This is a genomic window from Kitasatospora sp. NPDC054768, from assembly GCF_053612025.1.
This window is the reverse complement of record NZ_JBSHBN010000056.1, coordinates 1-14,613: the sequence shown is the minus strand read 5'-3', so window position 1 is coordinate 14,613 and position 14,613 is coordinate 1. Positions and strand designations below refer to the sequence as shown.

At 71.8% G+C, this 14,613-nt stretch carries 9 protein-coding genes; 7 read left to right on the top strand and 2 right to left on the bottom strand.

Annotated features, from left to right (window positions below; all coding sequences use genetic code 11):
- Positions 1 to 182 precede the first annotated feature (182 nt).
- A complete protein-coding gene (locus ACWGKU_RS18700; protein WP_452177806.1) occupies positions 183 to 1,124 on the top strand; it encodes an alkaline phosphatase family protein in 942 nt (313 codons plus the stop codon).
- Between the two features lie 325 nt (positions 1,125 to 1,449).
- On the opposite strand, the gene ACWGKU_RS18695 is transcribed toward ACWGKU_RS18700, so the two are convergent.
- A complete protein-coding gene (locus ACWGKU_RS18695; protein WP_452177805.1) occupies positions 1,450 to 2,994 on the bottom strand; it encodes a CATRA conflict system CASPASE/TPR repeat-associated protein in 1,545 nt (514 codons plus the stop codon).
- Positions 2,984 to 3,370: a CATRA system-associated protein gene (locus tag ACWGKU_RS18690; protein ID WP_452177804.1), complete on the bottom strand. Its 387-nt coding sequence runs from the start codon at positions 3,368 to 3,370 to the stop codon at positions 2,984 to 2,986. The genes ACWGKU_RS18695 and ACWGKU_RS18690 overlap by 11 nt, the downstream gene beginning before the upstream one ends.
- 75 nt (positions 3,371 to 3,445) lie before the next feature.
- Here ACWGKU_RS18690 and ACWGKU_RS18685 point away from each other — a divergent pair, with 75 nt between their 5' ends.
- From ACWGKU_RS18685 to ACWGKU_RS18660, 6 genes are all read left to right on the top strand, one after another.
- A complete protein-coding gene (locus ACWGKU_RS18685; protein WP_452177803.1) occupies positions 3,446 to 7,402 on the top strand; it encodes a CHAT domain-containing protein in 3,957 nt (1,318 codons plus the stop codon).
- Between the two features lie 187 nt (positions 7,403 to 7,589).
- Entirely contained in the window at positions 7,590 to 8,366 is a 777-nt protein-coding gene (locus ACWGKU_RS18680) for a hypothetical protein (protein ID WP_452177802.1), read from the top strand.
- Positions 8,367 to 8,754: 388 nt separating this feature from the next.
- Positions 8,755 to 10,686, top strand: coding sequence for a DNA/RNA helicase domain-containing protein (locus ACWGKU_RS18675; RefSeq protein ID WP_452177801.1), 1,932 nt, complete (start codon positions 8,755 to 8,757; stop codon positions 10,684 to 10,686).
- A gap of 65 nt (positions 10,687 to 10,751) precedes the next feature.
- Positions 10,752 to 12,137 carry a hypothetical protein gene (locus ACWGKU_RS18670; protein WP_452177800.1) on the top strand — a complete coding sequence of 462 codons (1,386 nt, stop codon included), beginning with the start codon at positions 10,752 to 10,754 and terminating at the stop codon, positions 12,135 to 12,137.
- Positions 12,134 to 13,660 (top strand): HsdM family class I SAM-dependent methyltransferase, encoded by a 1,527-nt coding sequence (locus ACWGKU_RS18665; RefSeq protein ID WP_452177799.1) that lies wholly within the window; start codon positions 12,134 to 12,136, stop codon positions 13,658 to 13,660. Before ACWGKU_RS18670 ends, ACWGKU_RS18665 begins: the two co-directional genes overlap by 4 nt.
- 631 nt (positions 13,661 to 14,291) lie before the next feature.
- Positions 14,292 to 14,613 (top strand): transposase (locus ACWGKU_RS18660; protein ID WP_452191487.1); only part of this gene is annotated, 322 nt, incomplete at its 3' end.

Sequence of the window (14,613 nt, the reverse complement as noted above, 5' to 3'; positions counted from 1 at the left end):
GGCTCGGGTTGAGAGGACGAGTATGAATTCGGCGCTTGGTCGGAGATTGGGGGAGCGCATAGGAGTGCCACTGCCTGAAGTCTTGCGCCCCGAGCGCCGGGCAGGGGCCGGGCATCTCTCAATGGCTCACTCAGTGACAGGCTGAAGTCTGGGATCCGCGGCAACCATCCGTAGACCAGGCCGTGGCCGAGAACAACGCGTCGGCACTGGCGGATCTCGGGGCGGTGATGGCGTGTTTCACCCCTGCCCAGGTACCGGTGATCAGCACGCTCGCCCGCGAGTCCGCGGTGTGCGACAACTGGTTCTGTGCCCTGCCGGGGCCGACCTGGCCGAACCGGTTCTTCCTGCGCGCGGCGATTTCGGGCGGGTTGGACCGCAGTCCGGACCCGGTGGAACTGGCCGCCTCACAGGTCGACGGCTACCAGTTCGAGAACGGCACGATCTACGACGCGCTCGACAGCGAGGAGTACGACTGGCAGGTCTACCACGGCGACGCCCTTCCGAAGATCGGCGCGCTGGCGGGTATGGACCTGCCCACCATGCTGGAGCGTTTCCACGGCCTGGACGAGCTCGCCGGGGATCTGCAGCAGCAGGACTTCGCCGCCTCGTACGTCTTCATCGAACCCAGCTATGGTCACGTCCTCACCGACGGCGGCGATTTCCAGTGCGGCAACAGCCAGCACCCGATCGACGACGTGACCCGGGGCGAGGCCCTGATCAAGTACGTCTACGAGTCGATTCGGCAGTCGTCGCACTGGGAGTCGAGCCTGTTGGTGATCACCTACGACGAGCACGGGGGCTTCTGCGACCATGTCGTGCCGCAGGTCGCCGTCCCGCCCGGTGACGTGACCGACCCGGCCAACAACAGCCACGGCTTCCTGTTCGACCAACTCGGTGTTCGCGTCCCCGCTGTGATCGTCTCGCCGTGGGTCCCCGTCGTCCGGCCGAGCGGAGTCGAGGGCCAGAACTGCAACCTGATCGACCACACCGCCTATGACCACGATCGCTGCTGGCATCGGTCGAACGCCTCTACCACGTGCCGATCATCACCCTGCGTGATGCCAGAGCCAATGACTTCAACCACCTGCTGTCCGCGGCCGAGCCGCGCGGCGATGCTCCATTGACCCTCCCCGCTCCGGCCGACTCCGGGTTCACCTGCGGCGACGAGGTGCCGGTCGAACTGCAGGCCGCCGCCGACCGGTCGATCAGTTTCACCTTGCAGGGCTTCATCCAGGTCGCGGCGCTCCACGACGCCCGGCTCCACCCCGCCGAACACGAGCGCATCGTCGAACAGGTCCGCTCGATCCACACGGTCAGGGACGCCCGCACCTACGGCGCCGCCCCGAAGGTCTACTCTGTCGTCGTCGCCGATGCCGGCCGGAACGGCCGGGAGGTGACCCCGTGGGCAACGGTCGGCCGGGATCCGGGGTGTCGGGACGACGGCGTGGTTCAGGCGGGCGACCGACGCGTCAGCCATGCTCCGGCGATGGCGAACAGGGCGGTCCCGCCCAGGACCAGGAATGCGGTGTGCCCCAGGGCGCGCCCGGCGAGCCAGCCGGCCGCCGCTCCCGTCGCCAGCAGCGAGGCTGCTTCCAGGACACTGCCGACCCGTCCGCCGACGCCGCCTCGCCACCGGCGCACCACCAGCAGGGGCAGGCCGAGTCCGAGCGATCCGAGCAGGGCGATCAGCGGGGCGTGCAGACGGTCGGGAACCGGCAGTTTGTACGCCAGGGTCTGAACGGCGGTGAGAGTCATCAGAAGGGCGCCGATGACGGAGGTCTGGAGCAGCGTGAGGTACTGCTGGTGGCTCTGCAGGCGCCCCGCTGCCATCTCGGAGGCGATGCGCGAGGTTTCGGCGACCTGGTCCCGGACGATGTCCAGGTAGGCCACGTGGTCGTCGAGGAGCGGGGCGAGGAGCGCGTGGCACTGCGCGTCGTCCTCCAACGTCTTCGGTGTGCCGTCCGCCGCCGTGCCCAGGACGCGCATGCCGGCGGCCGAGATCTCGAGGGTGCGCATCATCGCGCGGAGGTTGCCGGTGGCCGTGTTCGCCAGCCTTTCCTCCGCCAGGAGGGACTGCGCCCGTACGACGATGCGCTCGCAGCGCGCCAGGTCGCGGCGGCCGGCACGGGCGCCCGCCGTCTGGCTCGCGAGGACCTGCTGCCACTCCCGGGTCAGTTCCTCGCCCTGCCGCCGCAGCCTGCGCAGCCGGGCGTCGAGGTGCGCCGTGCCGTCGGCGTGGACCCGGTACTGGTCCCGGACGGCGGCAGCGTGGGCCAGGTAGCGGGTGAGGGGGACGAGACGGTCGTCGACCGCGGCCCACGTCCAGTCGTCGAGTCGGCGCTCCTGCTCGTCGGTGGCGGCGCCAGCGGTGAGCAGCGTACGGTCGGCCGGAAAGGCCGCGCCCGCGCTGGAGAACTCCCACATGGCCAGCCCGTCGGCCAGGTCGACCGGCCGGGAGAGCAGGGACTGCGGTGCCAGTTCCGCGCGGAGTTCGTGGGCCGCCGCGGCGAGGTCCGCCGCGGCGAGGCCGCCGGGGGCGGCCCCGTCGGGAAGCACCAGGGAACGGTGGAGGCGGACCGAACCGATGAGTGTCCCGTCCTCGGGGTCGGCGGCCGTCGCGGCGGCCCGCGCGCAGGCCGTGTCCCAGTCGTCCGCGAGGGCGCGCAGCCGGGCGGCGCTCTGCGCTCCGGTCCGGCCAGGGCCGTCGTCGGCCGCCAGCATGACGGCGAGGCCGACTATGCCGCTCAGGCGGTAGAGCACGGCCTGGCGGGTCGCCGTGGCGTCCGTCCGCTGCCGCAGCAGCCGGCCGGCGAGGGCCTGGCCCGGATCGGCGGGCAGGGAGAGGTCGCCGCCCGGCGACGGGGTGCGGTCCATTCCGGCCTGGGCGCACGCCTCCCACCGGAGCGCGAGGCGGCCGGCCCCCTGCAATGTGTCCGCCCTGAAGAAGTAGTGGACGAGCAGTGCCTCTCGTGCGTACTTCCGCTCACTGCCCATGCCCACCCGGTTCCCCGGCTCCGCCCGTCGTGCCTGCCGAGCCCTGACCCGGGGCGCTCGGGCCCGGAGCGCCGTGAGCGGGGGCCGCCTCCGGTGGGCCGAGTCTCTCCACGAGTAGGGCGGTCCGCTCCAGCACCGGCTCCGTGGCGCCGGACGCGCCGGTCAGCGCGCGGGGGGCCCGGTCCAGCGGGACCAGGTCCTCGAGGCGGTACAGCTCGCGGCGGAAGGCGGCCTGGTCGCCCCGGTCGAGGGCTTCGGCGAGCGCCGCGAGCAGCGCCTCGGCCTCCTGCCAGTCGCCCGGGACGAGCCGCGCCCGCGTGACGTCCTCCAGGATCTCCCGCGCCTCGGCCATGATCCCGCTCAACTCGTCCCGCACACACGCTCCTTGATAGTCTCTCGCCTCCGGCCACACAGTAGGGCATCCGACGTGCCGGGCACCGGGGGATGAGGGATGGACCGAGGGCGCGGGCTCAGCAGCGGGCAGCGCGTCATGGGGCTCCTGCTGGGTCTCGGAAAGGACCGGCTCGACGGGACCGACCTGGGCCGGCGTGCCCACGAGGCGCTGCGTGTGTGGGAGAGGAACCCGGAGGACGTCCAGGCGCTCCGGCGCGCGACGGCCATGTACGGGGAGGCGCTGCGGAGCATCCCGGCCGATCACCCGCAACGGGTCGGCCTGATCGAGCAGTTGGCCGCCTGCCACCGCGACCTGTGGATCGCCGGAGGCGGCCCGGACGACCTGCGGGTCGGCCTGGAGCTCGCGGCCGACTGCGCGCGCCTGACCCCCGCGCGCGACCGCGAGGAGTGGGCCGGGCGCCGCTGGGCGACGATGGTGCTCCACGCGCTGAGCTACGGCGCGACGAGGAGCTCCGAAGACCTCGGCCGACTCGAGGATTGGCGGCGGGAGATGGCGCCGCTGCTGTCGGGGCCGTGCCGCCATCCCTGGGAAAGCGGCCTGCGGGCCGCCGTGTGCCTGACGGACGCCCAGCTCGCCGCCGTGCGGGGCGACGACGCGGCGTGCGCGGAGCTTGCCGGACGGGCCCGGCAGATCTTGGGCGGTCCGGTCCTGCCCGCCGGGGGATGGGCCGTCGAGACCTGGGGGATCCTCCTGCGCCGCCGCGCACTCTTCCAGCTGAGCGCCTTCGAGGAGACCTGCGACGAGTCGGCCTACGCGGAGGCGCTCGCCCTGACGTGCTGCGGCATCGAGGCCTTCGGAGCGGCCCCGGGCCCGCCGGCGGTCCTGCTCAGGTTCCGCGGCCGGCTCCACGCCGCGCGCTACCGGCTGCACCGGCGCCGCGACGACGCCCGCCTCGCGCGCCGCGACTTCGAAGCCTCCCTCGGCCTCGCCGAGCCCTCCCCGACGGAACCCCGCGCCCGAACCCAGTGGCGGCTTGCCCAACTGCTCTTGCTCCAGCTCCACCACGGGGCGCTCGGCGCTGCGGACACGGCAACGCTCCACGAGACGGCCGCCGCCGCACTCGCGGGCACCGCCCCGGGTACCGTCGCGCACGCCGACTGCCTGCGTCTCGCAGCCGAGCTGCGCTGGGTGACGGGCGCCGACGGCTCCCCGGAACACCTGAGCGAAGCCGTACGGATGTACGAGCAGGTGCTTCCCGCCCTGCGGGACACCGGCACCGGGTGGGAGGTGCACAACCGGCTCAGCCTCGTCCTGCGGGACCTCTACCGGGCGACGGGCGACCCGCGGCACCTGGACGCCGGAATCGGGCACGCGGAAAGGTCGCTGGCGTTGTGCCCGGACCCCGAGGCCCGACACACCGCCCCGCTCCTGCACACCACCCTCGGGGACCTCCACCGTCTGCGGTACGAGGGGTCCGCACACGGCGACGACCACGACCGGGCGCTCCAGCACACCGGGCGGGCGGTCGAGCTGTCCCCGCACCCCGGCGCCGCGCCCCAGTGGGCTCTGCGCGTCTCGAACCACGCGGTCGTCATCGCCCTCGCCGGCGGGGCCGCAAGCCTCCAGCGGGCGGAGGACCTGCTGCGGGACGCGCTGCGCCGCGAGGACCCGCCGCCGTCCGAGCGGATGACGCTGCACCACAACCTCGGCACGGTCCTGCGCGAGGCCGCCGAGGTCGCCCGGGACCGGGACCTGCTGCGGGAGGCGGTCCTCCACCTGCGCCTGGCCGACGCCGCGGCCGAGGAGGACGGGGCACTGCCGGAGGCCCGGCGCAACCTGGGCCTCGCCCTACTCGCCCAGTGGCAGCTCGACCGGCAGCCGGGGCCGCTCGACGAGTCCCACGACCTGCTCGAGTCCGCGCTCGCGCGCAGTGCGGCGGGGTCCTGGCTGCGCCCGCTCGTCCTGTCCGACCTCGGTGCCGTCCTCATCGCCCGCGCCGCGCACCGGGTCGGCGCGGCTGCGCCGGGCGCGGCGGCAGGGGAGGGGTCCGGCGCGACGGCGGCCTTGTCCGTCCCGGACCCGAGCGCGGTGGCTCGCGCCCGGGACGACCTGGAGCGGGCCGTGGACCTGCTGGCGGAGGCGCTCGACGAGCCCGCGGCGGGCGCCGCGGCACGGGCGCTGTTCGCCACCCAGTACGGTGAGGCCCTCGCGGGCCTGGGCTGGCTCACCGGCCGTCCAGGGCTCGTCGAGGAGTCGCTCACACCGCAGCGGGAGGCCGTGCGGGCCCTCGACGAGACCGGACCGCACTGGCTCGCGCCGGCGCTCTTCCTCGCCGACTCGCTCGTGCGCCAGCGGAACCCCTCGGACGAGGACCGGCGGGAGGCCGCGGACCTGTACCGGAGGGTCGCCGGGCACCCGGTGGCGGCGCCCACCACCCGGTGGCGGGCCGCGGTCGCCCGCGCCCGGCTGCTCACCCGGGTGCGGGACTGGACGGGAGCGCTCGACGCGTACACGACGGCCATCGGCGCCCTCCCCCAACTGGCCTGGGGCGGACTCGACTTCGACGACCGGCTCGACACGCTGAGCGACACCTCGCAGACCGTCTCCGACGCCGCCGCCGTCGCCCTCCAAGCGGGAGCGCCACAACGCGCACTGGAGCTCCTCGAACACGGCCGCGGACTGCTGCTCGCGTACGCCCTCGACCTGCGCACCGACCTGGAGGCGGTCCGCGCCCGGGCCCCGCGGCTCGCGGCCGAGCTGGCCCTCCTGCGCGACGAACGCCCCCCACTGCGCGGGCACACCTCTGACTCCGCGGGAGTCCACCGCCGCAGGCGCCAGCGCACCTGGGACCGCCTGGTGGAACAGGTGCGCCGGGTACGGGGCCTCGAAGGCTTCCTGCTGCCCCTGCCGTACCAGCGACTGCTCGAGACCGCCCAGGACGGGCCCGTCGTCGTCCTCAACTCGAGCACGCTGCGCTCCGACGCCCTCGTCCTCCACGAGGGCCGGCTCACCGTTGTCCCCCTGCCCCGGTTCCGGCACGGGAAAGCGGTCCTGCGAGCCGAGGCGCTGGCCACCCTGGTGCACACGGCCGGCACCGAGGAGGGCACGGCGGCGCAGGTCCGGGAACGCCGCGTCTACCTGACGGACCTGCTCGACTGGCTGTGGGCCACGGTGGCCGAACCCCTCCTGCCCGTACTCGCACCGGCCGCCCGGCACATCACCCAGCCGCGCCTGTGGTGGTGCCCCACCGGCGTCTTCAACCGGCTGCCCGTGCACGCCGCGACACGCCTGCCAGACCCGCACGACCCGCACGACCGAGGCCCCGCCAGCCTCGCGGACCGGTTCGTCGCCAGCCACGCACCCACACTGCGCGCCCTGGCGGCCGCGCGCGGGGAAGCCGGACGGGCCGCATCCCGCACGGCTTCCCCGGCACTGCTGATCGGCGTCGGCAAGACGCCCCCCGGCACGGACCTCCCCCCTCTGCGCCACGTCGCTCTGGAGATCGACGAACTGGGCCGGCTGCTCCCCGCCGCCCGGAAGTTGCAGGACGAGCACGCCCACCGGGACGCCGTCGTACGCCGGCTCGCGGCGGGCGGCTGGCTCCACTTCGCGGGCCACGCGGAGCAGGACGCCGTGGACCCGGACGGCGTCCTGTACCTGTGGGAGCGCGACAGGAGCCGTTTGCTGCGGATCCGGGACATCGCCGGACTCCGTCTCGAACAGGCGGACCTGGCCTACCTGTCGGCCTGCCAGACGCACCGCGCGCCACCGGCCCACTCCGACGAAGCGGTGAGCCTCGCCGGAGCGCTGCAACTCGCCGGCTACCGGCACGTGGTCGCCTCGCTGTGGCAGCTGAACAGCCGGCGCGCCCACGAGGTCTCCACGGACTTCTACACCACTCTGCTACGCACGCCCGACGGCCGCACCGCAGTACCGACACCGGAGGCGGCCGCGGGTTGCGCCCACGCCCTGCACGCCGCCGTGACACGCCTGCGGGCCAAGCGCCCCGAGGCCGTGGACATGTGGGCCGCCTACGTGCACATCGGGCCGTGACCCCGACAGCCGAGCCGCGCGCGGTGCCGCTCCACGGTCAGCCGGCCGGCTCCGGCGAACCCCAGGGGGACGGCGGATCATCCCGGCCACCGTGCCGACGGCTCCGATGGCGGAACGCCCTGTCGGGCCCGGCACCGTGCCACCGCTCGCCTCACTGTCCGAACCGAGACGAAAGCAGTAGAAGCGCATGCTCCGATTCCTGTGGGACCTCGTGATCTGGCTGGTGCAGATGGTGGGGATGTGGGTGCTCGCCGGGACCGGTGTCCTCGTGATCCTCAGCCGTACCTCCTTTCCGAAAGCCGCCCTCGTCCGTTCCCTCGTCACCGCCGTGGTGGTGCTTGGCATGGTCATGCGGTACGGGTTCACCACGGACGGTCTGTCGGTGGTCGACAGCGTGATCCGCAAGTATCTCGTCCTGGGCTGTGTGGCCGCCGCCGTCCTGGCGGTCCTGAGCACGGTCTACGTCCTGGTCGGCCGGCCGGCCGTACGAGGAACCCGCCTGAGGCGGCTCTTCCTGGTGCGGCACGACGGCTCCCGGATTCCCGGCCCCCTCTCCACGATGGCTTTCCTCGCCGTCGCCATCGGCTTCGTGGCCTGGGTCATGACCGACATCGAGGACACCGGGAACTCACTGGTCGACATCCTGAGCCTGTGCATCGTGATCCTGCCGGCCCTCGCGCTCCTGCTGCTCGTCCCGTTCAGCGTCGCCGGCACGGTGTTCAACGCGGGCAACGCCCATCCGGCCCTGCAGCCGCTCGCCGCGCCCTTCATCGCCGCGGCCACGGTCTTCGTCGACGGTGTCATCGCCACTCCCGAGGACCTCAAGGACCCACTCGCCGTCACCGGTCTGGCCGTGGTCGTCATCCTCAGTGGCATCGAGCTCCACCTGCTGCAGCAGAAGGGGCACGGCCTCACCCACGACCCGGCCGACCACGACGGTGACGACGCGGCCGCAGCCACGTGACACCACGGCGAGCCGCGGGACGGCTTTGGCGTCCGCGCTGTGCACCGAGGCCAGCAGGATGCCGTTCCAGCAGTCGATGCGCTCTGCCGCTTCCAGTGGCCGAGCCCGAAGCAGTCCTCGAGAAGCAGGGAGAGCAGGAGCCTACAGAATGCGGTCCGGAGTCGTCGGAGACAGATGGTGCTGCAGGCGAATTCGAGCAGGCCCTTGCGGAGGTCAGCGCGTCGACGCCGCTGCGCCGAACGGTAATTCCTTGTCTCTCCAGTCCGGCGCTGGGATACTCGGTGTCCATTAAAGTTCGCTGTCGACCGATACGTGCCGGTGGCGGGCTCCGCATGAGTGGTTCGGCCGCGACGGGGTTCCGGTCGGGCATCGGGGGAGTGGGTTCGGGATGGCGAATGGTGCCGTGTGGGGGGCGTTGGAGGCGTACTGGCCGGCCGAGGAGTTGATGCGCAACCGGCTGGCGTTGGTCGAGAAGATCGAGCAGTGCTACCGGGAGGCCCACCCCGAGGGGAAGGACCCGTCGACGGGCGATGTGACGTCGTGGCGGGAGAGCCTGTACGAGGTGGCGGCCGTCCTGACCGGCCTCGGGCGAGGTCAGGTGTGGATGTTCGTCGAGTACCGCGTCGACCCCGCCATGAACCCGATCGACGTCGTGCTCGCCGGCTGCCACCCGTCGGGAGGATTGAGCTTCGCCGCCATCGAACTCAAGCAGTGGAACACCGTCGAGCGTCCCCGGGCTGACAAGCCCAAGGGTCTGTGCGCGTCGTGCAGGTCCGGCGGCGGGAACGGCCTGTGCGCCCAGTGCGCGGTCGACCGCGTCTTCGTGCCGGATTACGACAAGCACAAGAAGCACCCGGCCGTCCAGGTGCAGGACAACGTGGTCGCTCTCAGGAAGCACCACAGCATGTTCGACAGCCGCTACGTCAGCCTCACCGGCGCCTCCTACCTGCACAACCTCAAGCGCCCGGACGCGCAGTGGATCGGCAACGTCGCACCGTGCCCCGGAATTCCGACGTTCACGGCCCGCCGGCCAGCCGACCTGCAGAAGTTCCTCGAGGCCAGCTTCGCCCCGGTGTCGGGTGCCGAGGCGGCCCAGGCGCTCCTCGACCGTCGGCGCTCGGAGACGCTCCTCACCGACGAGATCGGCGCGATCATTGACGGCCACACCCGATTCAGCCTGGTGGAGAACCAGCTGCGCGCGGTGAACGACGTGATGGAGACCGTTCGCGCCACGTCCGCCCCCGGCACCAAGAAGGTCTACGTGGTGAGCGGCCGGGCGGGCAGTGGCAAGTCGCTCGTCGCGCTGACCCTGCTGGGAGACGCGCTGTCCGAGGGCTACCAGGCTTCCTTCGTGTCCGGGGGCGTCGCTTCGCGCGACACCTTCCGGCGCGCGGCACCGGGCCGGCGCGCCGCTTTCACGACGCTGAACAAGGTCGCCGACGACCGGGCGGCGGACGAACTCGACCTCGTCCTGTGCGACGAGGCGCACCGGTTGTCGGAGCGCCCGATGAAGGGCTCCTTCCATATGAGGCCCGGCGAGTCCTCGGTCGAGGTGATCGTTTCCCGGGCACGGGTGCCCGTGTTCTTCATCGACGGTGACCAGCGGCTGTTCGCCGAGGAGGTGTGGTCTCCGGAAGCACTCGTCGAGGAGATCCAGCGTCTCGGGGCGGAGGTCGTCCCGATCACCTTGGACCGGGTGCTTCGTGCCGTCGGCAGTGCGACGTACGACGCCTGGGTCCAGCCGCTCGTGGCCGGTGCCCCGATCATGTGGAACCCCGACGACGGTCCGGACCCGGAGCCGTTCCAGCTCTACTACGCCGAGAGCGCGGGCGAGATGGAGGGGTTCCTGCGTGCCCGGCAGGAGGCGGGTGCCAGCGCTCGGATGAGTGCGGGCATGTGCTGGCCGTGGACCGATTCGAGCGGCACGGTGCCGGAGGTCGCCCCGGAGGAGGGGTGGGCTCGCCCGTGGAACGCCGGTGACGATCACAAGACCCCCGGTGTTCCGAAGCGCAAGTACTGGGCGACGGATCCCGGAGGTCTCGGGCAGATCGGCTGCGTCCACACCGCGCAGGGGCTGGAGTACGAGTGGGGCGGTGTGATCATGGGGCCGGACCTCACGTGGGAGGACGGCGCGTGGGTCGTGCACCGCGAGCACGTGCTCAGCAAAGCCGACCGGATACGGTCCGACGAGGAGCTCACCCGGGCGATCCGCAACGCCTACGGCGTCCTCATGACGCGTTCCATCCGCGGCACGGTGCTGTACTCGGTCGACCCGGCGACCAGACGGCTCTTCGCCGAGCTCGGTCTCCAGAAGATATGAGCTCGGTGACCGACGGCGGTCGCCAGGCCGCCCCCGCACGGCCCACGAGGGGAAGCGAGAGCCGGTTGCCAGTGAAAGCCCCGCCGCTGCCGCCCGGGTGGTCCCGCCGCCGGGTGGGCGAGATCGCCACGGTCCAGCGCGGCCCGGGAGCCTCCCGTTCACAGGCTCCCGGCCCGCTCACGCGGCGCCAGCTGAGGTGCTCGAACCTCGGCTGGGGAGTCCTGGACCTCACGAAGGTCGCAACCACGGAGCTGACCCGGGAACAGGCCGGCCGATACGGCCTGCTCCCGGGCGACATCCTCCTGGCCGAGGCCTCCGGGAGCGTCGAGCGCATCGGCCGCCCGGCGCTGTGGAACGGCGAGATCGAGGACTGTACCTTCCACAGCGGCCTCATCCGTGTTCGGCCGGTTCCCGGGTTGGACCCCCGCTACCTCTACCACGCCCTGTCCTTCGACGCCCTGCGCGGCGAGTTCGGCCGACGTGCCAGGGGCGTCACCGGTCTCAAGCACCTGGGGTCCGCCCCGGTCCGGGACTGGTGCGTCCCGGTGCCGCCGCCGGCCGAACAACGGCGCATCGCCGACGCCCTGGACGAGCTGCTGGGCCGTCTCGACGCCGGCGAGGCGGCCCACAACGCCGCGCGGCAGGGGCTTCCCCGGCTGTGGGACAGCGTCTTGAACGCCGTGGTCAGCGGGTGCCTCACCGACGTGGACGCCGGCGGCGGCCCGGCCGAAGCTCCCGCCACAGGGCCGTTGCTGCCGATCGCGGAGGTCGCCGAGGTCACCGCGGGGCTGCGCACGCCCACAGCCACGGACAAGGGATCCCTGCATCCGTACCTCGGCGTTGCGAACGTCGCGCGCGAGACCATGACACTCGGCGACGTCCGCCAGGTCACCATCCCCGTCCCCGCGCTCGACGCCGACTCCGTACGCCGCCGTCTCCTCGACGTCGGCGACCTCCTGGTCGTCCGGCAGAACGGCAGCCTCGAACGCATCGGCCAGGCCGCCACCTGGCACGGCGAGCTGCCCGGAGCCCTGTACCAGAACCACCTCGTTCGCATCAGGCCGGACCGGCGGCTCCTGCACCGGTTCCTCGAACTGGTCTGGAACGCCCCCGTTACCCGCCACCGCCTCCAGGCTCAGGTCAAGGGCACGACCGGCAGCCTCTCCGTCCGCCTCGAGGACATCAGGGCCATCACCGTCCCCGTTCCCGCCCTCCCCGTCCAGGACCGGCTCGTACGGGCGGCGGAGATCTGGAAGGAGCGCGTCAGCGCGACCGGCACGCACGTGGAGAAGGCCCGCCGATCCGGCGCCGGGCTGCGACTGTCGATCCTTGCCGAGGCCTTGTCCGGCCGGCTCACCGGCTCTGTGGCAACCGACGGTGCCACCCGGCCCGGCGATCAGACCGGGTTCCCCGAGACCGGTTACCAGCAGCAGGAGTTCGACTTCCGATGAGCAACAGCCGCCCCAACGAGCCATTCCTGCCCTTCGATCGGCAGGAGCGTCCGACAACCTTGGCGGACCGGTTGTGGAGCCGGTACGAGCGGCTGCGCGAGGACGGCGTCCCGGACTGGACGTTCCTGGAGACGGTGTCCCACCTTCTGTTGTTCAAACGGGCCGACCGACGGGCCGCACACCGTCCCGGGCACCCGGCCCGTCCAGAACTCGCCACCGCATCCGAGGCCTGGCGCACGCTCCGCGCCACTTCGGACATCGACCTGCCCGAGGTGTACGAGCGGATCCTGAAGGACCTCGGCAGCCGGACCGAAACCGCACTCGGGCGCGCGCTCGCCGACGCCCGCGGGGCCGTCACCGATCCGCTCCTGCTCCGGGAACTGATCGACGACCTGGAGGAGGGGATCACCCCGGGGCCTGACGAGGGCGAGGACGAGGGCGACGTCCTGGACGCCCTGTTCGAACTCGCCGTCCAGGACACCCGGAGAAGCGGCCTGCACCACATCCCGCGCCTCCTCGTCGACACCCTCGTACGCCTCGTGGGACCGGGACCAGCCGACAGCATCGCCGACCCCGCGTGCGGAACAGGCGGCTTCCTCGTCGCCGCGCTGCGCCACATCCGCGAGCGGCACCCCGGCGCCGCGTTGTCACCGTCGATCGAACCCCGCGTCGAGGGCAACGAGCCCTCCCCCGCGTACCGCCTGGCCGGCGCCAACCTGCTCCTTCAGGACACCAGCTGGTACGGCGGCCCGGTACACGTCACCAACACCAACCCGCTCCACGCGCGTGCCTTCAACCGGGCCGACATTGTCCTCGCCAACCCGCCGTTCGGAATGCTGGACACCCCGCCGGACCGCGCCGACTTCGCCGTCCGTACACGCGACAGGGCCCTCAACCACCTCCAGCACACCATGTCGGTCCTCGCCCCCGGTGGCAGGGCAGCGGTGGTACTGCCGGACGGCGTCCTGTTCGGAAAGGGGTCTACCGAGGCGGTGCGGCGGCTACTGCTGCACGACTTCGACCTCCACACGCTCGTCAGACTGCCCACGGGCATCTTCCACGGTGCGCCGGGGGTTCGCACCAACGTCCTCCACTTCGCCAAGCCGCACACGACCTCGGACACGCCCGCCACCACCCACCTGTGGGTCTACGACCTGCGCACCGGCCACTCGTTCCACCCGACACGGCACCCCCTGCGTGCGGAGGATCTGGCCGGCGTCCTCAAGGCCCTGCGCCCCGGCGACCGCGCCTCCCGAACGGAGACCCCGGACGGACGCTTCAAGCGCTTCACCTACGAAGACCTGATCAACCGGGACGACGCCAACCTCGACCTGATCTGTCCCATCGCACACCCGACCCCGCAGGACGACAACCCGCCCGAGGCCATCGCAGCCGATATCGCACAGAACCTGCGGGCCGCGCTCGCCGAGTTCGAGGCCATCACCCAGGCGCTCGCCCATGCACCGTCGCAGTTCCCGCTCCCGGCCTCGGCTGAACCTGCTGGTCCCGCCTCCGACGGGTGAGTTCGGGCGCGCGAGACATCGCCGTTCAAGACCGTTCTCCGCGTCCCCCCACTTGCCGGAGATCGTCCGATAGTTGCCCGGTCCTCCACTGGACCTGGGGGAACCAACGCGACCGGCAACCCGGCTGCGCGGCAGCGATCGGCGGCCAGCCACAGGGACGGATGATCGCGGAAAGGGCCGCCAAGGGCCCGGGTCCGGCGGCAACCGGACTTCCGTGATCGGCGCAGTGACACCAGCCCCACCCAACGCCTGGGGAACGACGGAGACCGCCCCGGGCAGCGGAAGCGGCACGGACCGCAAGCCCCTCCGCCGGAGGCGGCATAGCTGACCACTGGAGCGACGACGGCGAAGCGGCCGACGACCATCTGCGCTGTCCGGAGAGCTGAGATGATTCCGGACAGCTCTTTGAGTGGGCGTTTTGGCATATCCAGTCCTGTAAGTGGCTTATGGTAGCGCTGCTTTAGTGACGTTATGCACGATAGATGAATAACATCCTCCCGCTCGCCGGAGGAGCGACTGTCCGTCTCGCCCGCATCTATGCCCTGAAGTCCGTCTGGTTTGAAGAAGTCATAGAAACGCCGATCTGGCAGTGGAACGGGATCCTCCGCCCCATCTGTGCTGACGCTGTGTCATGACCGAGCGCAAGCCGTACCCGAGCGACCTCTCCGACGCCCGATGGGCCCTCATCGAGCCGATTCTGACGGCATGGAGAAAAGCCAGGCTCGACCGTCGGCCGACCGGCCAGCCCGCAAAGGTTGAACTTCGCGACGTCTTCAACGCGATCCTCTACGTCAACCGGACCGGAATCCCATGGAAGTACCTCCCGCACGACTTCCCCAACCACGGAACCGTCTACGCCTACTACGCCGCCTGGCGCGATGAGGGCATCTTTGCCCAACTCAACTACGACCTCACTGGATTGGCCCGGGTGAAGGAAGGACGCAAGCCTGAGC

Excerpts from the sequence above, each read along its gene's own strand:
- ACWGKU_RS18665 (WP_452177799.1), top strand. The coding sequence starts at position 12,134 with ATGAGCAACAGCCGCCCCAACGAGCCATTCCTGCCCTTCGATCGGCAG.
- ACWGKU_RS18685 (WP_452177803.1), top strand. The coding sequence starts at position 3,446 with ATGGACCGAGGGCGCGGGCTCAGCAGCGGGCAGCGCGTCATGGGGCTC.
- ACWGKU_RS18675 (WP_452177801.1), top strand. The coding sequence starts at position 8,755 with ATGGCGAATGGTGCCGTGTGGGGGGCGTTGGAGGCGTACTGGCCGGCC.
- ACWGKU_RS18695 (WP_452177805.1), bottom strand. The coding sequence starts at position 2,994 with ATGGGCAGTGAGCGGAAGTACGCACGAGAGGCACTGCTCGTCCACTAC.
- ACWGKU_RS18680 (WP_452177802.1), top strand. The coding sequence starts at position 7,590 with ATGCTCCGATTCCTGTGGGACCTCGTGATCTGGCTGGTGCAGATGGTG.